The sequence below is a fragment of the Streptomyces sp. NBC_01669 genome (assembly GCF_026339735.1).
In the GTDB taxonomy this organism is placed as follows: domain Bacteria; phylum Actinomycetota; class Actinomycetes; order Streptomycetales; family Streptomycetaceae; genus Streptomyces; species Streptomyces yanii.
Window position 1 is genome coordinate 1,406,427 of sequence record NZ_JAPEQG010000001.1, and the last position, 21,077, is coordinate 1,427,503.

General features: G+C 70.5%; 17 protein-coding genes and 1 pseudogene. 5 read left to right on the plus strand and 13 right to left on the minus strand.

Features of this window, described 5'->3' with window-relative positions; translation table 11 throughout:
* Positions 1-120: 120 nt before the first annotated feature.
* A complete protein-coding gene (locus tag OG972_RS06265) occupies positions 121-1,413 on the minus strand; it encodes a M14 family metallocarboxypeptidase (protein WP_266979047.1) in 1,293 nt (430 codons plus the stop codon).
* On the minus strand, positions 1,410-3,389 hold the full coding sequence (locus tag OG972_RS06270) for a Xaa-Pro dipeptidyl-peptidase (RefSeq protein ID WP_266979049.1): 1,980 nt from the start codon (positions 3,387-3,389) through the stop codon (positions 1,410-1,412). Before OG972_RS06270 ends, OG972_RS06265 begins: the two co-directional genes overlap by 4 nt.
* 189 nt (positions 3,390-3,578) lie before the next feature.
* Here OG972_RS06270 and OG972_RS06275 point away from each other — a divergent pair.
* The 3 genes and pseudogenes from OG972_RS06275 to OG972_RS06285 all read left to right on the plus strand — a co-directional run.
* Positions 3,579-3,755, plus strand: a pseudogene (locus OG972_RS06275) (M1 family peptidase); the annotation flags it as partial.
* A gap of 147 nt (positions 3,756-3,902) precedes the next feature.
* The gene (locus OG972_RS06280) at positions 3,903-4,946 is read left to right on the plus strand and encodes a LacI family DNA-binding transcriptional regulator (RefSeq protein WP_266979051.1); all 1,044 of its coding nucleotides are present in this window, start codon (positions 3,903-3,905) and stop codon (positions 4,944-4,946) included.
* Between the two features lie 29 nt (positions 4,947-4,975).
* Entirely contained in the window at positions 4,976-5,782 is an 807-nt protein-coding gene (locus tag OG972_RS06285; protein ID WP_266979053.1) for an SAM-dependent methyltransferase, read from the plus strand.
* A gap of 68 nt (positions 5,783-5,850) precedes the next feature.
* Here the strand turns inward: OG972_RS06285 and OG972_RS06290 are convergent, their stop codons facing one another.
* From OG972_RS06290 to OG972_RS06300, 3 genes are all read right to left on the minus strand, one after another.
* Complete coding sequence (locus tag OG972_RS06290) at positions 5,851-6,732, minus strand: oxygenase MpaB family protein (protein WP_266979055.1); 882 nt, start codon at positions 6,730-6,732, stop codon at positions 5,851-5,853.
* Positions 6,733-7,010: 278 nt separating this feature from the next.
* Positions 7,011-7,511, minus strand: a complete 501-nt coding sequence (locus OG972_RS06295) for a macro domain-containing protein (protein ID WP_266979057.1) — start codon at positions 7,509-7,511, stop codon at positions 7,011-7,013.
* Positions 7,512-7,550: 39 nt separating this feature from the next.
* A complete protein-coding gene (locus OG972_RS06300; protein ID WP_266979059.1) occupies positions 7,551-9,377 on the minus strand; it encodes a long-chain fatty acid--CoA ligase in 1,827 nt (608 codons plus the stop codon).
* Between the two features lie 200 nt (positions 9,378-9,577).
* Between OG972_RS06300 and OG972_RS06305 the strand changes: the two genes are divergently transcribed.
* Positions 9,578-10,309 carry a MerR family transcriptional regulator gene (locus tag OG972_RS06305; RefSeq protein WP_266979061.1) on the plus strand — a complete coding sequence of 244 codons (732 nt, stop codon included), beginning with the start codon at positions 9,578-9,580 and terminating at the stop codon, positions 10,307-10,309.
* Between the two features lie 41 nt (positions 10,310-10,350).
* Here OG972_RS06305 and thrS read toward each other — a convergent pair whose 3' ends face one another.
* From thrS to OG972_RS06335, 6 genes are all read right to left on the minus strand, one after another.
* Positions 10,351-11,676, minus strand: a complete 1,326-nt coding sequence (gene thrS, locus OG972_RS06310) for a threonine--tRNA ligase (RefSeq protein WP_266979063.1) — start codon at positions 11,674-11,676, stop codon at positions 10,351-10,353.
* Between the two features lie 140 nt (positions 11,677-11,816).
* Positions 11,817-13,988, minus strand: coding sequence for a 3-hydroxyacyl-CoA dehydrogenase NAD-binding domain-containing protein (locus tag OG972_RS06315; protein ID WP_266979065.1), 2,172 nt, complete (start codon positions 13,986-13,988; stop codon positions 11,817-11,819).
* Between the two features lie 38 nt (positions 13,989-14,026).
* Positions 14,027-15,241 (minus strand): acetyl-CoA C-acetyltransferase, encoded by a 1,215-nt coding sequence (locus OG972_RS06320; RefSeq protein ID WP_266979067.1) that lies wholly within the window; start codon positions 15,239-15,241, stop codon positions 14,027-14,029.
* Positions 15,242-15,276: 35 nt separating this feature from the next.
* The gene (locus OG972_RS06325) at positions 15,277-16,419 is read right to left on the minus strand and encodes an acyl-CoA dehydrogenase family protein (RefSeq protein ID WP_266979069.1); all 1,143 of its coding nucleotides are present in this window, start codon (positions 16,417-16,419) and stop codon (positions 15,277-15,279) included.
* Between the two features lie 10 nt (positions 16,420-16,429).
* Positions 16,430-17,455, minus strand: coding sequence for an LLM class F420-dependent oxidoreductase (locus OG972_RS06330; protein WP_266979071.1), 1,026 nt, complete (start codon positions 17,453-17,455; stop codon positions 16,430-16,432).
* The gene (locus OG972_RS06335) at positions 17,455-18,597 is read right to left on the minus strand and encodes a CaiB/BaiF CoA-transferase family protein (RefSeq protein WP_266979073.1); all 1,143 of its coding nucleotides are present in this window, start codon (positions 18,595-18,597) and stop codon (positions 17,455-17,457) included. The genes OG972_RS06330 and OG972_RS06335 overlap by 1 nt, the downstream gene beginning before the upstream one ends.
* 204 nt (positions 18,598-18,801) lie before the next feature.
* Here OG972_RS06335 and OG972_RS06340 point away from each other — a divergent pair, with 204 nt between their 5' ends.
* A complete protein-coding gene (locus OG972_RS06340) occupies positions 18,802-19,992 on the plus strand; it encodes a trans-acting enoyl reductase family protein (protein ID WP_266979075.1) in 1,191 nt (396 codons plus the stop codon).
* Between the two features lie 45 nt (positions 19,993-20,037).
* On the opposite strand, the gene mmpA is transcribed toward OG972_RS06340, so the two are convergent.
* Positions 20,038-20,181, minus strand: coding sequence for a morphogenic membrane protein MmpA (gene mmpA / locus OG972_RS06345; RefSeq protein ID WP_266979077.1), 144 nt, complete (start codon positions 20,179-20,181; stop codon positions 20,038-20,040).
* A gap of 81 nt (positions 20,182-20,262) precedes the next feature.
* The gene (locus tag OG972_RS06350; RefSeq protein WP_266979079.1) at positions 20,263-20,940 is read right to left on the minus strand and encodes an endonuclease V; all 678 of its coding nucleotides are present in this window, start codon (positions 20,938-20,940) and stop codon (positions 20,263-20,265) included.
* Between the last annotated feature and the right edge of the window lie 137 nt (positions 20,941-21,077).

Genomic DNA, 21,077 nt, shown 5'->3' on the forward strand with positions numbered 1-21,077 from the left:
TACCGGCAGATCCCCCGGCCGCCCGTCCTCTGTTCGTCCTGCGACACGAGTGGCACCTTTCACGGAAGCCGAGTTCCGCTCTCCGTAGGCAGTACCACACGCATCACATGGTTCACGTGATCAACAAGCCGTATCGGGTTGACCGTTTGTGAGGTGATATGTCGCCCGCTCGTCCAGGAGGAGCGGGATCAGGTTCCGGGCCGACTGCCGCAACGGTACGTACGCTCCGTCACCGTCGGGCCGGGAGGTGACGCCGTGCAGGGCGAGTTCGTCCTTGACGTCGGCGAACTGCTCGGCGCTCAGGCGGTAGCCGCACGGCGGATCCTGGAGGATCTTGACGGGTTCGGCCGGTTCGTTGTCCGCGCCCCCGAGGTAGACGGGACCGCGGTCGGCGTACCCGGCCGCACGGGACGCGGCGGTGGCGGCGCCGATGGGACCACGTCGTTCGTCGGTGAAGCGGAACAGACCGTCGAGCGCGACGAGTTGCGAGTCGACGCGGCGCCGGCTGTTGAGGGCGGGGTCGGCCTTCTCGGCGTCGGTGAGCGCATCGACGCGGGACTCGATGAGCAGGCCGACCGCGTGCTTGATGCCCGAGGTGTTGCGCAGGATGCGCTCCTGTCCGTCACCCGCCGTCTGCTTGATCGGGTCTCCGGTGACCGGGTCGGTCCAGATCCCGTAGAGACCGCTGCTGTAGCCGGCGTCCTTGGCGGTGGGCCGCACGTACTGTTCCGCCAGGGTCTGCGATTCGTTGTGCACCCGGTCGGTGGCGTTGAGGTTGCGGGGCCACAGGACGAACAGGTCCTTGTCGTAGTACGGCGGGGTGGCACCGTACTCGTGCAGGTCGTAGATCACCTCGGGCTTCCGGTCGCGGATGACCCCTGCCATGGCGCGCGCCTCGGCGGTCTGCAGGGCGATGTGGTCGCGGTTGATGTCGACGCCGTCGGAGTTGCCCCGGGTGTTCGCGGCGCGCCCGTCGGGGTTGGCGGTGGGCACCACGAGGACATCGGTGTGCGAGAGGAAGGTGCGGGTCGCCCGGTCGTCGGCGTACGCGAGATCGCGGATGGTGGTCAGACACGCCTCGCGGCCGGACGGCTCGTTGCCGTGCTGACTGCAGATCAGCAGGACCGTGGTGGCCGCGGGACCGTGGTTGCCGATGCGGACGAGCTGGAGCGGGCGGCCCTGTTTCGTCGTGCCGATCCGGTCGACGGAGACCCGGTCGCTGCCCCGGTCGACGGCGGCGAGGAAGGACTGCTCCTCGGGCTGGCCGGTCCAGTGGGCCCCGTTGCTGGTTTCGAAGCCGGTACGGGGCGGGGTGTGCGCGGCCTCGGCCGGCGCGGCGACCAGGGGGACGGCCAGCGCCGTCGCGACGACGGCGATGGCGAGGTTGCGGGCGAGCGGGATACGGGGTGTCATGAGCGGCTGCCTCCCGGGATACGGAGTGCGGGACGCGGCGGTGCCACGCCTTCGGGACGGGATGCGTGGGGGGTGGCTACCGCGTGCGCGGGGCCCGCGGTGGCGCGTACGAACGCTGCGGCGCCGCCGACGAACGGCAGCTTCGCGGACGTGCGCGCCAGATCGAGGGTGAGCGTGGGGGTGGAGGCCGGCGGGTCGATGAGGTCCCGGTCGGTGCCCGCGACGATCAGGGCGAGGCGGTGTCCGGCCGGCACCACGTGATCGCTCGCGGCCAGATCGACCGTGATCGTGTAGCGCTTGCCCGGGGTGAGCGGGCGGCCCTTGCCTGCGGAGGCGTACGTACCGAGGTCGGCCCAGCCGCGGCTGAAGACGGTCCGGTCGACGGCGGCGGTCCTGGCCGTCGTCTCCTTGAAGCAGGAGCTGTCGCCTGCCGTGCTCGCACCCCAGCAGGTACGGTCGACGAGGGTTCTGATGCCTTCGCCGGATGCGCCGTAGTCCCGGATGGTGTCGGGGCCGACATCGACGAGGACGGCCGAGAGATGGGCGGTCGAGGTGGTCGGGGTCGCGGTGACGGTCACCTTCGACGAGCCGGAGAGCCGCAGGTCGTGGGCGAGCGGCGCGGTGAGGAACCCGGCCTTGGCGTCCGTGGACCGGTCCAGGTCGGCGGCCCAGTCCGTCTCGCTCTGCTTCGGGTCGTCGGTGAACGTCTCGGTGGCGCCGGGTCGGGCGGTCCTCCGGGTGAGGGTGCCGACGCCGGGTGCGGTGCCGGTGCCGGGGCGCACGGTGGTGGCGGCGGTGGTGCGTGGCGGCCAGACCTTGTCGGTGGACCATTGGTCGGGGTGGCGTTCGATGTCGGCCATCGGTGCGCGGTCGATGCCGTTGTCGTAACCGAGGAGGTAGTGGTCGAACCACCGGTGCAGCGTGTCGACCCACTCGGCGCGCCGGTAGTCGAACGGGTCGACATGACCGGTCTGGGAGAGCCAGATCTTGCGCTCCACACCTTGGGCGGCAAGGGCGTCCCACCACTGGCCGAGGTGCTTGGTGCGGACGTTGAGGTCCTGCATCCCGTGCACGGCGAAGACGCTGGCCTTCACCTTGCGGGCGTCCTTCACGTAGTCGCGCTCGCTCCAGAGCTTCGTCCAGTCGCCGGTACGGGGCGCCTCGTCGACGAGTTTCTGCTGCACGGCTGCGCAGCGCGCCCGCGCCTCGGGGCTCTCGACATAGTCGGAGAGCCATTCGGGGCCACCGTCGTAGAGGGGGGCGCCCTGGGCGAAGTAGTAGTCGTACCAGGAGGAGATGGAACCGATCGGGACGATGGTCCGCAGCCCGTCGACTCCGGTCGCCGCCACACCGTTGGCGATGGTGCCGTCGTAGCTCTTGCCGATCATGCCGGTGCGGCCGTTGGACCAGCGTGCCGTGGTGCGTTCGGTGCCGGTGCGGGTGGTGTATCCGCGGGCCCGGCCGTTCAGCCAGTCGATGACGGCCGTCGCGGACTGGATGTCGGAGCGGCCACCGACGTCGACGCAGCCGTCGGAGCGATTGGTACCGGCCAGATCCACGGCGACGAAGGCATAGCCGCGCGGCACGAAGTAGTTGTCGTAGTAGAGCGGGAACTGGACGGGGTCGCCGTTGGTGTCGTAGGTCTTCAACTGGCTCTCGTTGCCCCGCCCGCAGCACGAGTAGTACGGGCTGGCGTCCATGATCACGGGTATCTTCCGGCCCTGTTGCGCGGGTTCGCGCGGCCGGACGATGTCGACGGCGACGCGGTCGCTCTTTCCGTTTCCGTCGCCGTCCAGTCCGGTGTCCACCCAGACGGACTCACGGACGGCGTTCCCGTACGAGTAGACGGCTCTGCTCTCCCGCGGGCTCGCGCCCTGTGCACCTGCCGGTGAGAGCAGGACGGTCATCAGGGCGGCCGAGGCCGCCACCACCAGCGATCTGTACGTCAAGCGGGTGCTCCGCGCACGTATCGGCATCTGCGGACGGTACCCCGGTCAACTCCTGCGCAACAGGGGGCGATCACAGGCCGATGTGACGGACAGGCAGTCAAGGTGCCACATCGGCCGAATGGCGATCGTGTGACAGCTGTGGCCGTGGACACGACCAGGACAGGGGACGCTGAACAGGGTCGAAAAGATCATCCGCCCCGAAGACGTGGAGCATTCGTGCACCGCAGACTCATCGTCCCGAGCGCACTCGCGGCCTTCCTGCTGCCGGCGATCCCGGCATCGGCCGCCGAAGGCGCCGCGGGCGCCCCGGGTATCGGCGACCCCTACTACCCGGCCGGCGGCGACGGCGGCTACGACGTGTCCCACTACGACCTGCGGCTGAAGTACGAGCCGATCCACGACCGGGACTGACCCACAGGGCCACTGTCGGCGCCGTCACGCCCGGGCGGGGGTGACGGCGCCGGATAGGCTGGCGGGGTTCGTGCTGGTCCGCCAGCCCCGGCCGCTCGCGGCCGGTCCCGTGCGCCCGAGGAGCGTCCCTTGCCCGGTCCGAGCCCCGATTCCGCTCGCGATGTCCGTCCCACGCTGGAGGCCGTGGCGGCCCTCGCCGGGGTCTCCAGGGCGACGGCCTCCCGGGTCGTGAACGGCGGGGCGGGGGTGCGCCGGCCGCTGGTGGACCAGGTCCGCAAGGCGGTCGAGGAGCTCGGCTACATACCGAACCATGCGGCACGGACCCTGGTCACGCGGCGCAACGGCGCGGTCGCCGTGATCATCGACGAGCCGGAGTTCCGGATCTTCTCCGACCCGTTCTTCTCCCGCCAGATCCGCGGAATCAGCCGTGAACTGAATGTGTTCGACGCCCAGTTGGTGCTGCTCCTGGTGGAGGGCAGCGGCGACTTCGACCGGGTCACCCGCTATCTGGCCGGGGGCCATGTGGACGGTGTGCTGGCATTCTCGCTGCACACCGACGACGAACTTCCCGCGATCATCCGCCGGTTCCGGGTCCCCACGGTCTACGGCGGCCGCCCCGGCACGACGGGCGCCGCGTCGGAACATGCCGTCCCCTACGTGGACTGCGACAACCGTGGGGGGGCCATCGAGGCCGTACGCCATCTGGTCTCCCTCGGCCGGCAGCGGATCGCGCACATTGCGGGTCCCCGCGACCAGACGTCGGCGCTCGACCGGATCGACGGCTACCTCGAGGTACTGCCGGACGCCGATCCGTCCCTGGTCGCGGACGGTGACTTCACCACCGAGGGCGGCGCCCGCGCGATGGCCGAGCTGCTGGCGCGCCACCCCGACCTCGACGCAGTGTTCGCGTCCAACGACCTGATGGCGTCCGGCGCCCTGCGGGTGCTGGGCGAGCACGGCCGACGGGTGCCGGAGGATGTGGCACTGGTGGGCTTCGACGACATGGAGCAGGTCGCCGAGGCGACCGATCCGCCGTTGACGACGGTCCGTCAGGACGTAGAGGGCATGGGGCGGTTGATGGTTCGTCTGCTGATGCAGCGGCTGGACGGCGAGGGAGAGGAGCCCGATTCGGTGATCACGCCGACCGAGCTCATCAAGCGGGCATCCGCCTGAGCAACACCACTCTGTGCCAAGCTCTGTTCATGAATGATCCTTCTCGCTCACTTACCGACAGGCTGCAGACGGACCGGCCACACTCGGCCCGGGTATGGAACTACCTCCTCGGAGGCAAGGACAACTACCCCGTCGACGCCGAGGCCGGCGACATGATCCTGCAGGCGTTTCCCGACTTCGCTCAGATCGCCCGGCTGCAACGGGCGTTCCTCGCCCGCGCGGTGCACTTCCTGACCGCGGAGGCCGGCATACGCCAGTTCCTCGATATCGGCACCGGCCTGCCCACCGCCAACAACACCCACGAGGTGGCTCAGCGGCTGGCGCCGGAGTGCCGGGTGGTGTACGTCGACAACGACCCGCTCGTACTGACCCACGCCCGCGCACTGCTCGCCGGCACCCCCGAGGGCGCGTGTGCGTACATCGACGCCGATGTGAGGGACGTCGACGCAATCCTCGAACAGGCGGCCAGAACACTGGACTTCAGTCGGCCGATCGGTCTGACGATGCTGGGAATCATGGGGCAGCTGCCCGACGAGGACGGTCCGGGGGCCATCGTCGACCGGCTCGTGGCCGCGCTGCCCTCGGGCAGCTACCTGGCGCTGAGCGACGGTACGAACACGAGCGAAACGCTGAACACGGCCGTCAGGACGTACAACGCGAACTCGGCCAGCTCGTACCACCTGCGCAGTCCGGAACAGATCGCCGGCTTCTTCCACGGCCTGGACCTGGTCGACCCCGGCGTCGTCAGGACGGCGGCCTGGCGGCCCGATCCCGGCCAGCCGCAGGCTGATGCCGCACAGGGCCACGCGGCCAGCGGTGTCGGGCGCAAACCCTGATCCGAACGCCTTGTCCCAAGGCCTGACGGGCGGCGCCGTCCACGCCGCCCGTCCACTCCGGAGGTGCTTCAGCGAGAAGCGCCCCGGACCGCTCTGCGGTGCCCCGCCCGCGCCTCGCGGGCGAACCGCAGATAGCGCAGCCGCTCAGGCAGCACGGGCACCACGACCCGGACGACACCGCAGAACCGCCGCAGCTTCCGCTCCTGCGCGTCCGTCCACTCCAGACCGATCGCCTCGCGCGCGTCCGGCGGCATCAGCCCGATGGTGATGAACCTGCGGAACCGGGCCAGTGGCGGGAACAGGACCGGCCACAAGGCCTTGAGCAGCCACCTGACCGGCAGCGGACCCCGGACCGGCGGCGGTACCGGCCGGTCCGTGGCGACCAGCTCCTCGACGACGACGGTCGCCTCGATCTCGTCGGCGAGCATCTTGCGGTAGTACGGCCAGAACTCCTCGATCGACTGCGGCATGTCCCGGTCGTGGATGCCGAGGACCCGGCCGACCTGAAGCCATTCCCGGTACAGGGCCCGTTCCTGCGCCTCGGTGAGGGGGCGAACGAGATAGCGCGTGGCGTGCCGGTACACGGGGAAGCCGGTGGCGTGCACCCAGGCGTAGTTCTCCGGTGACAGCGCGTGGTAGCGGCGCCCTCGGCTGTCCGTGCCCTGGATGGTGCGATGCAGCTTCCGCAGCCTCCGCCCCTCCGAGGCTGCTTCCTCGCCCCCGTACACCCAGAGCTGGAGCGAGCGCAGAGACCGTTCGCCGCGCCCCCACGGGTCCGTACGGAACACCGAGTGCTCGTCGACACCCGCGCCGACCGCCGGGTGCGCGACCTGGAGGGTGAGGGCCGCGGGGAGCATCAGCAGGGCGCGGACGTCCCCGGCGAGGCTCCACAGCACTCCGCCGGGCGGCGGCGGCTCCGGGCCGCTCCCCCGGGGTTCTTCGCTGCTCATGCGGGCGCTCCCAGCAGTCGGCGGGCGTGCGGATCGGTACCCGGTTGATGTGTCTTCCAGTATGCGATCTCCGGCGAGCGGCAGGGGCGGCGGGATCCGGCCCGGCAGCCGCGGCAACTCCTCGCCCTCCCCCTTCGGTGAATCGGAGTGCTCGTCTATCCAGGCCAGGGTCTCGGGCGAGATGACGCCGGACTCCGGTCCGCTGTTCCGTACGGCCGGCCGCCGCAGCAGCTCTTCGCGGTCGCCCTCGAAGTGCACCAGCTTCCCGTGACGAGGGTTCAGCCACGGTGCGCGACGGGCCCCTCCCCGTAGTCGTACACCGTCACGGATATCCCCCGGCCCACCAGCCGCTGCTCGATCAGCGGCTCGATCCGGGACCAACTGCCGCCCGAGAGACCGCAACCGATCCGTGGCATATGGACCGACGCCCCCAGCTCGACTGCCCGTTCGGCGACGAGGCCCAGCGCGGTGTCGATCGCCTCGTACCGTACGGGCACCCCCTTGCTGCCCGTACGCATTCCCCGCTGCCCCACCATGTTCGCCACCCACACGTACGGCCCCACCTGGACGAACTGCGCCGCGCCCAGGCCGAAGTCGTTGCCCGCGCGCTCCCGGTGCCAGCGCCGGTAGGCGGCCTCCGGTTCCGGCCAGCGGCGGGAGACGGCGAGGACGAACCCCTTGCCCCACCCGCCCAGGTCGTTGCAGACATGCGCGATCAGCTTGACGCCCTTGCCCTGTGGTGCGGTGGCGTCCCCCCGTACATACGTGATCTCCGACATGACACCACCGTACGGACCACCACTGACAACCGACCGGGTTCAGCCCTCCCTGTACAGCGCCTCGATGAGCTCTGCGTACCTGTCGTGGATCACCCGGCGGCGCAGTTTCAGGGACGGGGTCAGTTCGCCCGTCTCCGGACCCCATTCCTCCGACAGCAGCCGGTACCTCTTGACCTGCTCCGTCCCATTGAGCCTGGCGTTGGCCGCCTCGACGGCGCGGGCGATCTCCTCCCGTACGGCTGGGTGGTCGGCCAGTGCGGCCGGATCGCTGTCGATGCCCCGGGCCGCCGCCCAGGCCGGGGTCATCTCGGCGTCCAGGACCAGCAGGGCGACCAGGTAGGAGTGGCCGTCGCCGTGGGCGAGGGCCTGGCCGATCAGCGGGTGTTCCTTGAGGGTGTTCTCGACGAGCGCCGGGGAGACGTTCTTGCCGGTCGAGGTGACGATCATTTCCTTCTTGCGGTCGGTGAGCCACAGGTAGCCGTCCTCGTCGACCCGGCCGATGTCACCGGTCGCGAACCAGCCGTCCGAGTCGAGCACGCGCTCCACCGTGCCGTCGGCGCGCAGATAGCCCGTGAGGACCGTCTCGCCGCGGACCAGGATCTCGCCGTCCTCCGCGATCCTCACCTCCATCCCGGCCAGGGGCCGCCCCACCGAGCCGAGCCGGAAGCCGGTCGGGCTGTTGCAGGTGAAGACGCCGACCGTCTCGGTCAGCCCCCACGCATCCATGATCACGATGCCGAAGCCGGCCCAGAAACGGACCACGTCGAGCGGCATCGGCGCGGACGCGCTCGCCGCCCACACCAGCCTGTCGAAGCCGGCCCGTGCCAGGAGCGGTTCCAGCACCGTCGTCCTGGCCTGCCGGTAGGCGGCTTCCAGCTCGGCCGACGGCTGTTCGCCGCGCTCGCGGTGGGCGACGTGCTCGCGGGCCGTCCCGGCTGCCGCGTCGATCGCCGCGCGCTGTTCCTCCGGCAGGGCGACGAGGGCGGCCCGCACGGATGCGGCGAGCTTCTCCCAGACTCGCGGGACGCCGAAGAACTGGGCAGGGTGCAGAGCCCGCGCCGCAGCCGCGACCGCCGACGGGTCGGGGCAGAGGTGGACGTGCGAGGCGCGGAAGACCGGCAGGTAGATGCCGAGCATCCGCTCCGCGATGTGGGCGAACGGGAGGTAGCAGATGTGCGCGGCATGGTCGGGGAGTTCCACCACCCGGTCCAGGGCGACAGCGTTGACGACGACGCTGCGATGGTTGATCGGGACGGCCTTGGGGTCGCCGGTGGTGCCGGACGTGTAGACGACGGTGAGCGGGTCCTCGGCCCGCGACTCCCGCCATGCCTTCTCGAAGGCGTCCGGCCGGTACAGGCGGGCCCCGGTGGCGTGCAGCGATCCGTACGTACGGTGGGGTCCTGCCTCCGCCGCCTCGACGACGACCAGCTTCTCCAGCGGTACGGTGCCGTCCGCGAGGAGCGGCTCCCAGCGTTCCCGTTCCCGGGCGCCCTCGACGATCGCGAATCGAGCGCGGCTGTGCCGGGCGATGTGCGCGATCTGTCCGGGGGCCGCGGTGGAGTACACCGTCACGGGGACGGCTCCCAGGTGGGTGAGGGCGAGGTCGCTCAGCCAGTGTTCGGGCCGGTTTCCCATCATCATGAGAACCTGCTCGCCGCGTTCCACGCCGAGCGCGGCATATCCGGCGGCGAGTACCGCGACCTTGCGCCGCACTTCGCGCCAGGTGTGGGTCGTCCATCCGGAGTCGTCACCGTCGGCCCGCCACGAGAGCGCCGGAAGATCACCATGGTCCTCGGCGTTGCGCAGCAGCAGGGCGGGGAGCGTGAGTTGCCCGGGTTCGGCGGAAAGTCGCAGGATCGTGGTCACGGCCGCCTCCTGGCGCCATCGGCCGGACCGTGCGGGTCCGTACCGGGGGTGGGACTGCGCTTCGATGGTGCCGGACACTTTCACAACAGTGGTGAGACAGCAATACTGTTGAACCGGATTGATGCAACGGATGCGGCCGTGCCCACGTACAGCCGTCACCGAGGACAGCAGTGCCCAGCGGTCAGGACCAAGGAGCAGACATGGCGACCAGGACCGAGGAGCCGACGCTCACCGTCGACGAGCTGGCGGCGCGCGCCGGAGTCACCGTACGCACCGTGCGTTTCTACAGCACGCGGGGGCTCCTGCCACCCCCGGTGATCGGACCGCGCCGGGTCGGTCACTACGGGCACGAGCACCTCTCGCGGCTGGCGCTGATCGAGGAGCTTCAGCACCAGGGCATGACCCTCGCCGCGATCGAACGCTATCTGGAGCAGCTGCCGCCCGATCTGAGCGCTCACGATCTGGCCATCCACCGGGCGCTGGTGGCGTCCTGGGCGCCGGACTCGGCGGAGCACACGACCCGGGCGGAGCTGGAGCGGCGAGCGGGACGGGCGCTGGCCGAGGGGGACATCGACCGGCTGGCCGCGATGGGCGTTCTGGAGCGTGCGGATGCGGCGGCCGGGAGCTACCGGGTCGATCCCGGGCTGCTGCGTCTCGGCGTCGAGCTGCTCGACGTCCCGATCGCGCACGAGACGATCCTCGCGGCCCGCACGGTTCTGCTGGAGCACACCCGTTCCGCCGCGCACGAGCTGACGCGGCTGTTCCGGGACGAGGTGTGGAATCCGTACCGGGAGCGGGAGTCGGACCCGGAGCATGTGGCGGCGATGAAGTCGCTGTCCGCCCATATGCAGCCGATGGTGCTGCAGGCGCTGGTGACCGCGTTCCAGCGGTCGCTCAAGGAAGAACTGCGGGCGGCGTTCACGGCGGAGTGAGCCCCGTCGGCGACAGGGGCTCACTGTCGGCGCCTGGCCTGTTACGGGGCGTCGTCCCACAGCTCGGTGGTGTGGGCGTCGATGAGCGCGCCGATCCGTTCGAGGAAGGCGTCGGCGGGTTGCGGGTCGAGGCGGCGTCCGTCGCGCAGCCGTACGGCGACGTGGTCGTCGACGGCTTCCTTGGCTCCGATCACCGCTTGGTACGGCACCAGGCGGTCCTCCCGGATGCGGGCGCCCAGGGTGCCACGTTCCGGCCCGGCGATCTCGGCCCGCAGCCCGCGGTCGGTGCAGCGCGCGGCCAACGCGACGGCGTTCGGCAGTTCCGCCTCGGAGACCGGGAGGATCGCCAGCTGGGTCGGGGCGAGCCAGGCGGGGAAGGCTCCGCCGTGCTGTTCGATGAGATGGGCGACGGCACGCTCCACGCTGCCGATGATGCTGCGGTGGACCATGACCGGCCGGTGCTTCGCGCCGTCCGCGCCGATGTAGTACAGATCGAACCGCTCGGGCTGGTGGAAGTCGACCTGGACGGTGGACAGGGTGGATTCCCTGCCCGCACCGTCGGTGACCTGGACGTCGATCTTCGGGCCGTAGAACGCGGCCTCGCCCTCCGCCGAGTCGTACGGCAGGCCGGAGCGGTCAAGTACCTCGGTGAGCAGGGCGGTGGACCGCTGCCACTTCTCGGGGGCGGCCACGTACTTGCCGCCGGGGCCGGGGAGGGAGAGCCGGTAGCGGGCCGGGCGGATGCCCAGCGCCTCGTAGGCAGTTCGGATCATCTCCAGGGCGGCCCGCGCCTCGTCGGCGACCTGGTCCAGGGTGCAGAAAATATGCGCGTCGTTCAGCTGGATGGCCCGGACGCGGGTCAGCCCGCCGAGCACACCGGAGAGTTCGGAGCGGTACATGCCGCCCAGTTCGGCCATGCGCAGCGGGAGCTCGCGGTAGCTGTGCGAGCGGGAGCGGTAGATCACCGCGTGGTGGGGACAGAGACTCGGCCGCAGGACGACCTGCTCCGATCCCAGGTCCATCGGCGGGAACATGTCGTCGCTGTAATGCGACCAGTGCCCGGAGATCTCGTACAGCTCCCGCTTGCCCAGCACCGGCGAGTACACATGCCGGTAGCCGGCCCGCCGCTCAGCGGTGCGGATGTACTCCTCCAGGGTGTGCCGCACGGTCGCGCCGTCGGGCAGCCAGTACGGAAGTCCCGCGCCGATCAGCGGGTCGGTGTCGAACAGGGCCAGTTCGCGGCCGAGCTTGCGGTGGTCGTGCATGGCGGTCTCCTCGCGGTCATCGGGCGAGTGGCCGCAAGCCGAAGCCCCGGGGCACTCGCCCCGGGGCTTCGGACTGAGACATCGGTCAGCGCGCCGGGACACTCTCCGGCGTCGTCGTCATGGCAGCAGCGCGCTTCATGGCACCGACGCTAGCAGGGTGTCCCGCTGTCCACCCGGCATTTTCCGGCCGGAGGGTGCGGATGCCGCAGCCTCCGGCCGTACGTGGCCCGCTGGGCCGCCGGTCAGTCGTGGAAGGTCTCGCCCTTCTCGGCCTTCTCCAGCAGCAGCGCGGGCGGCAGGAACCGGTCGCCGTACTTCTCGGCGAGTTCCCGGGCGCGCGCCACGAAGCCGGGCAGGCCGCCCTCGTACCCGTTGATGTACTGGAGCACGCCTCCGGTCCACGGCGGGAAGCCGATGCCCATGATGGAGCCGATGTTGGCGTCGGCGACCGAGATGAGGACGTTCTCCTCCAGGCAACGGACGCTGTCCAAAGCCTCGGAGAAGAGCATCCGCTCCTTCATGTCGACGAAGGGGATGTCGGTGCCGGCCTTCGTGAAGTGCTCGCGCAGCCCCGGCCACAGCCGGGCCCGCTTGCCGTCCTCGTCGTACTCGTAGAACCCCGCGCCACCGCTCCGGCCGGTACGTCCGAACTCGTCGACCATCCGGTCGATGACCGCGTCCGCAGGATGCCCGGCCCAGGTGCCGCCCGCCTCCTCGACCGCGCGCTTCGTCTCGTTGCGGATCTTGCGCGGCAGGGTCAGCGTCAGTTCGTCCATCAGCGAGAGGACCTTGGCCGGGTAGCCGGACTGCGCCGCTGCCTGCTCGACCGACGCGGGCTCGACGCCCTCGCCGACCATGGCGACGCCCTCGTTGATGAACTGACCGATGACCCGCGAGGTGAAGAAGCCGCGCGAGTCGTTGACGACGATCGGCGTCTTCTGGATCCGGCGGACCAGGTCGAAGGCGCGCGCCAGGGCCTCGTCGCCGGTCTGCTCGCCCTTGATGATCTCGACCAGCGGCATCTTGTCGACGGGCGAGAAGAAGTGCAGGCCGATGAAGTCGGCGGGGCGCGTGACCCCCTTGGCAAGGACCGTGATCGGCAGGGTCGAGGTGTTGGAGCAGAGCAGCGCGTCGGGCTCGATGATGTCCTGGATCTCCTGGAACACCTTGTGCTTGAGCGCGGTGTCCTCGAAGACCGCCTCGATGACGGCGTCGCAGCCCGCCAGATCGGCCGGGTCGCCGGTCGGGGTGATGCGGGCCAGCAGCTCGTCGCGCTTCGCCTCGGTCGTGCGGCCCCGGGAGAGCGCCTTGGCGAGCAGCCTCTCGCTGTACGCCTTGCCCTTGGCGGCCGCCTCGGTGGAGACGTCCTTGAGGACGACCTCGATGCCGGCGCGCGCGCAGGAGTACGCGATACCCGCGCCCATCATCCCGGCGCCGAGGACGGCGACCTTCCTGACCTGGCGCTCCTCGATGCCCTTGGGGCGGTTGGCGCCGGAGTTGACGGCCTGAAGGTCGAAGAAGAACGCCTGGATCATGTTCTTCGAGATCTGGCCGGTGACGAGCTCGGTGAAGTACCGGGCCTCGATGGTCAGTGCGGTCTCGAAGTCGACCTGGGAGCCCTCGACGGCGGCGGCCAGAATGTTGCGGGGCGCCGGCATGGGGGCGCCCGCGAGCTGCTTCTTCAGGTTGGCCGGGAAGGCGGGCAGGTTGGCCGCGAACTTCGGGTTCGACGGGGTGCCGCCGGGGATCCTGTAGCCCTTGACGTCCCAGGGCTGCTGGGACTCGGGGTTGGCGTCGATGAAGGCGCGGGCCTTGTCGAGCATCTCCTCGGGCGTGGCCGCCACCTCGTGGACGAGGCCGTTCTCCAGGGCGCGCTTCGGGGTGTACTGGGTGCCCTGGAGGAGGACCTTCAGCAGCGCGTCGGCGACGCCCATGAGGCGTACGGTGCGGGTGACGCCGCCACCCGCGGGCAGCAGGCCGAGGGTGACCTCGGGCAGGCCGATGCGGGAGCCGGGCGTGTCGAGGGCGATGCGGTGGTGGGAGGCGAGCGCGATCTCGTAACCACCGCCGAGGGCCGCGCCGTTGATGGCGGCGACGACGGGGATGCCGAGGGTCTCGATGCGGCGCAGTGAGTTCTTGATGGCGGTGCCGACGTCGAAGGCGTCCTGGGCGCTCGAAGGCCCGACCTTGATCATGTCCTTGAGGTCGCCGCCCGCGAAGAAGGTCTTCTTGGCGGAGGTGTAGATGATGCCGCGGATGGAGTCCTTCTCGGCTTCCGCGCGGTCGGCGATGGCCGCGATGGAGTCCTTGAAGGCCTGGTTCATCGTGTTGGCGGACTGGTTGGGGTCGTCGAGTACGAGGGTGACGACGCCGGTCTCGTCCTGTTCCCAGCGGATGGTCGTGCTCTCGGTCATTGCGGTGTTCTCCGTAAGCAAGGGGTGGCCGGGGACGGTCAGAGACGCTCGATGACGGTGGCGACGCCCATGCCGCCGCCGACGCACAGGGTGGCGAGGCCGTACCGCTTGTCCTGGCGCTCCAGTTCGTCGATGAGGGTGCCGAGGATCATCGCGCCGGTGGCGCCGAGCGGGTGACCGAGCGCGATGGCGCCGCCGTTGACGTTGATCTTGTCGAGGGAGAGCCCCATGTCGCGGGCGAAGCGGAGGACGACGCCGGCGAACGCCTCGTTGATCTCGACGAGGTCGATGTCGTCGATGGTGAGCCCGGCCTTGGCGAGGGCCTTGCGGGTGGCGGGCGCGGGGCCGGTCAGCATGATGGTCGGCTCGGATCCGGAGACCGCGGCGGAGACGATCCTGGCTCGCGGGGTCAGACCGTAGCGCTCGCCGATCTCCTTCGAGCCGATCGCAACGAGTGCGGCGCCGTCCACGATGCCCGAGGAGTTGCCCGCGTGGTGGACGTGGTCGATCTTCTCGACCCAGTGGTACTTCTGCAGTGCCACGGCGTCGAAGCCGCCCAGCTCGCCGATGGTGGCGAACGAGGGCTTGAGCGCGGCCAGCGAGTCGGCGGTGGTACCGGGGCGCATGTGCTCGTCGTGGTCGAGGACGACGAGGCCGTTGCGGTCCTTGACCGGGACGACGGAGCGCGCGAACCGGCCGTCCTTCCATGCCTCGGCGGCCCGCTCCTGGGAGAGTGCGGCGAACTCGTCGACGTCGCGGCGCGAGAAGCCTTCGATGGTGGCGATGAGGTCGGCGCCGACGCCCTGCGGGGCGAAGCCGGTCTCGTAGTTGGTCATCGGGTCCATCGCCCAGGCGCCGCCGTCGGAGCCCATCGGCACCCGGGACATCGATTCGACGCCGCCCGCGAGGATCAGGTCCTCCCAGCCCGAACGGACCTTGGCTGCAGCCAGGTTGACGGCTTCCAGCCCGGAGGCACAGAACCGGTTCTCCTGGACGCCCGCCACCGTGTCCGGGAGCCCGGCGGCGATGGCGGCGATCCGGGCGATGTCGGAGCCCTGGTCGCCGAGCGGGCTGACCACGCCGAGGACGATGTCGTCGATGGCGGCCGGGTCCAGGTCGGGGAAGCGGTTACGGATTTCGTGGATGAGGCCGACGACGAGGTCGATCGGCTTGGTGCCGTGCAGGGCGCCATTGGCCTTGCCGCGGCCGCGCGGGGTGCGGATCGCGTCGTAGACAAATGCTTCGGTACTCAAGACAGCAGCCTTTCGGGGGTGGTCGATCGTCGGGGTCAGGCGAGCAGCGAGCGGCCGATGATCTCCTTCATGATCTCGGTCGTGCCGCCGTAGATGGTCTGGATGCGGCCGTCGGTGAACGCCTTGGCGACCCGGTATTCCGTCATGTAGCCGTAGCCGCCGTGGAGCTGGAGGCAGCGGTCGGCGACGCGCTTCTGCAGCTCGGTGGCCCACCACTTGGCCATCGACGCGTGCACGGCGTCGAGCTTCCCGTCCGAGTGGTCGACGATGCACCGGTCGAGGAAGGCCCGGGTGACGGCGCACTCGGTGGCCATCTCGGCGATCTCGAAGCGGATGTGCTGGAGCTTGGAGAGCGGCCGTCCGAAGGCCTCGCGCTCCTTGACGTACTGGGTGGTGATCTCCAGGAGGTACTCGGCGGCGGCGATACCGGCGACCGCTATGCCCATCCGCTCCTGCGCCAGGTTGGTCATCAAGTGGATGAACGCGCCGTCGCGCTCACCGAGCAGGTTCTCCTTGGGGACGCGGACGTCGTTGAAGAACAGCTCGGCCGTGTCCTGGGACTTCTGGCCGATCTTGTCGAGGTTGCGGCCCCGCTCGAAGCCCTCCGCACCGCGTTCGACGACGATCAGCGAGAGCCCCTTCGCGCCGCCCTCCGCGGTGGTCTTCGCGACGACGATCACCAGGTCGGCGAGGATGCCGTTGGAGATGAACGTCTTGGAACCGTTGAGCAGCCAGTGGTCGCCCTTGTCCTCGGCGGTGGTGCGGATGCCCTGGAGGTCGGAACCGGCGCCGGGTTCGGTCATCGCGATGGCGGTGATGATCTCGCCGCTGCAGAAGCCGGGCAGCCAGCGCCGCTTCTGTTCCTCGGTGGCGAGGCCGGTGAGGTAGGGGCCGATGATGTCGTTGTGCAGGCCGAGCGCGAGCCCGGGGGCGCCGGCCCGGGTGAACTCCTCGGCGAGGACGGCGCTGTAGCGGAAGTCGGTGGTGCCGCCGCCCCCGTACTCCTCGGGGACGGCGAGGCCGAGCAGCCCTTGCCGGCCGGCCGCGAGCCAGGCCTCGCGCGAGACGATGCCGTCCTTCTCCCACTGCTCGTAGTGCGGGAGGACTTCCTTGGTCAGGAAGGTCCGGACGGTCTCGCGGAACGCGTCGTGCTCCTCGGTGAAGATCTGCCGCTGCACTGCGGGCCCCCTAGAGCCAGTTCTTGACGGTGGAGATCAGCCGGGCCGGGTCGGGACCGACCGGGATGACGTTGAGCATGGTGACGCCCGACTCGCGGAACGCCTCGATGCGGTCGCGTACGTACCCCTCGGGCCCGCACAGCGACATGAGCTCGCAGAATTCGTCCGGGACGGCGGCCTCGGCCTCCTTCTTCTTCCCGGAGAGATAGAGCTCCTGGATGAGCGCGGCTTCCTTCTCGTATCCGTACGCGACGGCGAGGTCGTTGTAGAAGTTCTTGCCCTTGGCGCCCATGCCGCCGACGTACAGGGCGATCTGCGGGCGGGCGAGGTCCCTGAGTGCGGCCGCGTCGTCGCCGATGGCAAGCATCCCTCCGGCTACGGTCTGCAGCGGTCCGCGCGCCGGGTCGCGCTCGGCGGCACCTTCGGCGAGGGCCGTGCCCCACACCTGCTGGGCCTTCTCGGGGAGGTAGAGGGTGGGCAGCCAGCCGTCGGCGATCTCGGCGGTCAGCCGGACGTTGGCGGGGCCGAGCGAGGCGATGTAGAGCGGGATCTCCTCGCGCACCGGACGGGTGAGGATCTTCAGCGGCTTGCCGAGCCGGCCGCCCTTCTCCTTGGGCAGCGGCATGTCGGTGATGCCGTGGTGGTCGATGACCTCGCGGCGCCAGATCCGGCGGCACAGGTCGACGGTCTCGCGGGTCCGGCCGAGCGGCTTGTCGTACGCCTTGCCGTGCCAGCCCTCGACGACCTGCGGCCCGGACGCGCCGAGCCCGAGCAGCGCCCGGCCGCCGGAGATCGCGTCGAGTCCGGCACCGGTCTGGGCGATCAGGGCGGGGGTGCGCGAGTAGACGTTGAGGATCGCCGCACCGATCTTCATACGTTCGGTACGCGCGGCCAGATAGCCCATGAGGGTGGGCGAGTCGAAGCCGTAGGCCTCGGCGACCCAGACGGCGTCGAGCCCGGCGGACTCCAGCGCTGCGACCTGGTCGCAGGCCTCGCGCGGGTCACCCGCGTAGTTCAGCGGCAGGGAGAGTTCCATCAGGCGGTGGTGTCCTTCCGGGACCGGTGGATGCTCGGTACGTCCCAGTCCCGGGCGACGCCCTCGGTGTCCGCGCCGGGCTGCGCGGGTCCGCTGCGTACGGAGACCGGGGTGGCGGAGAAGCGGGGTGCGGGGGCGGGCTGGGTGAGGCCGGCGTGCTCGACGAAGGTGGAGCGGGCGGCGAGGTGCGGGTGGTGCGGGGCCTCGCGGAGCGAGAGGACCGGGGCCACGCAGGCGTCCGTGGCTTCGAAGACCTCGGTCCACTCCGCGCGTGTCCGGTTCCTGAACCGGTCGGCGACGACCGTGCGCAGCTCATCCCAGCGGGTGAAATCGCTGCGGTCCGGGGCCCGGTCCTCGATGCCGAGGAGCTTGACGAACTCGTCGTAGAACTGCTGCTCCAGCGGGCCGACCGCCATGTACTGGCCGTCGGAGGTCTCGTACGACCCGTAGAACGGGCAGCCGCCGTCCAGGAGGTTGGAGCCGCGCCGGTCCTGCCAGCCGCCGGCCGCCAGCATCCCGTGGATCATCGTGGCGAGATGGGCGGCGCCGTCGACGATCGCCGCGTCCACGACCTGGCCCGTGCCGCCGGGGGTCCGGGCGTGCTGGAGGGCGGCGAGGACGCCGACGACGAGGTAGAGCGAGCCGCCCGCGTAGTCGCCGACCAGATTGGCGGGGACGGTGGGCGGCTCGCCGGGCTTGCCGATCATGGAGAGGGTGCCGGTGAGGGCGATGTACGCGATGTCGTGCCCGGCCCGTTCGGCGAGCGGCCCGTCCTGGCCCCAGCCGGTCATCCGCCCGTACACGATCCGCGGGTTGCGGGCCAGGCAGGCGTCGGGGCCGACACCGAGGCGCTCGGCGACGCCCGGCCGGTAGCCCTCGATCAGGATGTCGGCGCGTTCGACCAGGTCCAGGACGCGGTCCGGGCCGTCCTCGGCCTTGAGGTCGACGAGTACCGAGCGTTTGTTGCGGTTGGTGAGGTCGTACGCGGGGTCGATGCCGAGCCCCGCGCCGCCGGGCCGGTCGACCCTGACGACGTCGGCGCCGAGGTCGGCCAGCAGCATCGCGGCGAACGGGCCGGGTCCGATACCCGCCAGCTCGACCACGCGCACACCCGCGAGAGGGCCGTGCTCTGTCGTTGCCATCGAACCCCCAGCGGTGTGACACAACTGATGTAACAGCGACGATGCTAAGAATGCTCCGCGCTCCGCACAACCCTTTTGGCCGAGCAAGCGCTTAGTTCTTTCTCGAGGATCCTCCCCCACGAGCGCCGCCCGACTGCACACCGCCACGAACCCCTCCGCTAACCTCTGCCTGCTACATCGGCGCCGGCCCCTGCGGAGGCACTCGTGAACAGGCAGAACGGGGCACAACGCCCCTATGACATAGTCCTCTTCGGCGCCACCGGCTTCGTGGGTGTCCTCACCGCCGAATATCTCGCCGCCCACGCACCCGACGGCTGCCGCTGGGCGCTGGCCGGCCGCAGCCCGGCCAAGCTGCAGAAGCTGCGCGAACGCCTGGCCGTCATCGATCCGCGCTGCGCGGACCTTCCGCTGCTGCACGCCGACGCCGACGACCCCGGTTCACTGCGCGCACTCGCCGAATCGGCCCACGTGGTGGCCACCACCGTGGGCCCCTACGTCTGGTACGGCGAGCAGTTGGTCGCCGCCTGCGCGGAGGCAGGGACGGATTACACGGACCTGACCGGCGAGGCGGAGTTCGTCGACCGGATGTTTCTGGAGCACGATGCGCGGGCCCGCGAGACCGGGACGCGGCTCGTGCACGCCTGCGGCTTCGACTCCGTACCGCACGACCTCGGCGTCTACTTCACCGTCCAGCAGCTGCCGCAGGACGTGCCGCTGACCATCGACGGGTTCGTCCGCAGCAACGCCGCCTTCTCCGGCGGCACGTTCGCCTCGGCGCTCACCGCCATGGGCCGCGGCCCGCAGATGCTGCGCGCCGCGCAGGAGCGACGGCTGCACGAACCGCGCCTGGTCGGACGCCGCGCCCGCGCCCGCCTCGGCACCCCGCACTTCAGCGCCGAGACCGGCACCTGGGCGCTGCCCCTGCCGACACTGGACCCGCAGGTCATCGAGCGCTCGGCGCGGGCGCTCGCGCGGTACGGCCCCGACTTCCGCTACCGCCACTTCGCCTCGGTGAAGACGCTGCCGATGGCGCTGGGCGGCACGGCCGCGATCGGCGCCCTCATCGGCGCCGCGCAGCTGCCCGCCGCGCGCAGCCGGCTGATGGACCGGTACGAGCCGGGTGAGGGCCCGGACGTGGAGCGTCGGAAGCGGAGCTGGTTCACGGTCCGGTTCGTCGGAGAAGGCGGCGGACGCCGGGTGTTCACGGAGGTCTCCGGCGGCGACCCCGGCTACGACGAGACGGCGAAGATACTCGCCCAGTCCGCGCTCTGCCTCGCCCTGGACGAACTCCCGCCGACATCCGGGCAGGTCACCACTGCCGTCGCGATGGGCGACGCACTGCTGGAGCGGCTGCGCGGGGCCGGGCTGCGCTTCCGGGTCGCGGCGACGCGCTGAGCGGATTCACGCCGGGACGGCCGCATCCGGCCGGCCGTCCCGGCGTCAGAACATCCAGGACGCGAGCGTACAGATCATCGAGATGGTCCAGACGACCCCGGCAAGGACCCCGAGAGTCATCCCTATGGCGACGCGCCGCTGGGCGACGTAGACGGTTCCGGCGCGTGTGGACGTTCGATGATCGGTCATACGCACCAGCGTGCCGTTCATGATCGGCACGTGGTATCCGTACGCATACTCAGATACTCGGACGCGGGCGCCGTCGGATGCTCAGACGGTCGCGTCCCGGAGGACCCGCCTGCAGAGTGCGTCGGCCCTGCGGGTGGTCTCCGGCTGGCGGAAGTCCCTGGCCAGCAGGAGTGTGTGCGCGCAGGCGTTGTCCAGACCGGTCCGGTGGCCGACGGACACGTACACCGGCTTGGTGCCGTCCTGGGTGCGCAGCGCCCTGCCCACCTCCTCGTCCCCGTCGACGAGCGGGGAGAAGTCGCCGCGCCGGGGGCCCGGCTGTTCGTACGTGAAGGTGAACGGGTTCTTGGCGACGCCGATGACCGGGAGTCCGGTGAGGACGCCGAGGTGGCTGGCGAGCCCGAACCGGCGCGGGTGCGCCCTGCCGTAGCCGTCGCAGACGACGAGGCCGGGGTCGACCGGGAGGGATTCCAGCGCGGCCAACACAGTCGGTATCTCCCGGAAGGCGAGCAGCCCCGGGATGTACGGGAAGGTCACCCGGCCGGTGGCGGTGGCCTCGGCGACGACATTGAGGGTGGCCGCGTCGAGCACGACCGCCGCCGCCACGACGAGGTCGCGCTCGTCGTCGTAGGCGACGTCCACACCGGTCACCCGTCCGGTGCCGGGCGGCGGTCCCGGCTCGTCCAGCACCACGCGGGCGCGGAGGGTGTCCTGGATGGCGCGGGCTTCGGCTGCGTCGGCCGGGGTGCGGAGCGTCGTCATAGTGCCTTCCAGCTTAGAAGTCCCGTCCGCCCTCCCTCGATGAGGCCTCGGTAGGGTTGCGAGCTGCTGTCGGTTTACTGAGCCGAAGTGAGTGGTGGTGTGCGGGAGTGGGTCCTGGCGGTGTATTCGCGGGGGTG

Bases quoted from the DNA above. Each gene is read 5' to 3' on its own strand.
- OG972_RS06265 (WP_266979047.1), bottom strand. From the start codon at position 1,413: ATGACACCCCGTATCCCGCTCGCCCGCAACCTCGCCATCGCCGTCGTC.
- OG972_RS06270 (WP_266979049.1), bottom strand. From the start codon at position 3,389: ATGCCGATACGTGCGCGGAGCACCCGCTTGACGTACAGATCGCTGGTG.
- OG972_RS06285 (WP_266979053.1), top strand. From the start codon at position 4,976: ATGAATGATCCTTCTCGCTCACTTACCGACAGGCTGCAGACGGACCGG.
- OG972_RS06290 (WP_266979055.1), bottom strand. From the start codon at position 6,732: ATGAGCAGCGAAGAACCCCGGGGGAGCGGCCCGGAGCCGCCGCCGCCC.
- OG972_RS06295 (WP_266979057.1), bottom strand. From the start codon at position 7,511: ATGTCGGAGATCACGTATGTACGGGGGGACGCCACCGCACCACAGGGC.
- OG972_RS06305 (WP_266979061.1), top strand. From the start codon at position 9,578: ATGGCGACCAGGACCGAGGAGCCGACGCTCACCGTCGACGAGCTGGCG.
- OG972_RS06315 (WP_266979065.1), bottom strand. From the start codon at position 13,988: ATGACCGAGAGCACGACCATCCGCTGGGAACAGGACGAGACCGGCGTC.
- OG972_RS06330 (WP_266979071.1), bottom strand. From the start codon at position 17,455: ATGGAACTCTCCCTGCCGCTGAACTACGCGGGTGACCCGCGCGAGGCC.
- OG972_RS06335 (WP_266979073.1), bottom strand. From the start codon at position 18,597: ATGGCAACGACAGAGCACGGCCCTCTCGCGGGTGTGCGCGTGGTCGAG.
- mmpA (WP_266979077.1), bottom strand. From the start codon at position 20,181: ATGACCGATCATCGAACGTCCACACGCGCCGGAACCGTCTACGTCGCC.
- OG972_RS06350 (WP_266979079.1), bottom strand. From the start codon at position 20,940: ATGACGACGCTCCGCACCCCGGCCGACGCAGCCGAAGCCCGCGCCATC.